1 protein-coding gene is annotated in these 586 nt (G+C 57.3%); it reads right to left on the bottom strand.

The annotated features are described in order from the left end of the window. Window positions 1-64: 64 nt before the first annotated feature. A partial coding sequence (locus ACYP5B_RS45450) for an EAL domain-containing protein (RefSeq protein ID WP_459573960.1) occupies window positions 65-586 on the bottom strand: 522 nt, incomplete at its 5' end.

Below are 586 nucleotides of genomic sequence, written 5' to 3' on the forward strand. Positions count from 1 at the left end.
GGCGGTCCAGCGGGCCTGCTCGCGGTGCAGCAGTTTGGCCTTCATCCGGCTGAAATCGAGAGCGTCAATCGCTTGCCACATATGCTTGACGGTTTGTTCCTGTGCTTTCATAACGTTGCTCCGATGGTTGACGACTGAGGTACGCACCAGGATGCGGAAGTAAGGCGCGTATTGATTGCGGTCCTGGATGCTGCGCGAGACCGTGTTCGGTATGACTGACCAGAAAGGCTGTGATGTCCTCGGCGGGGAGCGGCTGGCTAAAGTAATACCCTTGCACTTCATCACAACCTTCGCTGCGCAGAAAGTTGAGCTGCTGCGCGTTTTCGACGCCCTCCGCGACTACGTCCAGGTCAAGCCGATGCCCGAGGCCGATCACTGCACTCGCAATTTGCGTATCGCTGCGGCTTTCCGGCACATGGCGGATGAAGGTACGATCAATTTTCACGACATCGATCGGAAAGCGGCTCAGATAGGCCAGTGAAGAATATCCCGTGCCAAAATCGTCGATGGCCAGTCGCACACCCGTTCTCTTGAGTTTCGAGAGCCAGCGCGCTGCTTGCTCGGCATCCCGCATGACCAGGCTTTC

Source organism: Cupriavidus sp. 8B (assembly GCF_054589115.1).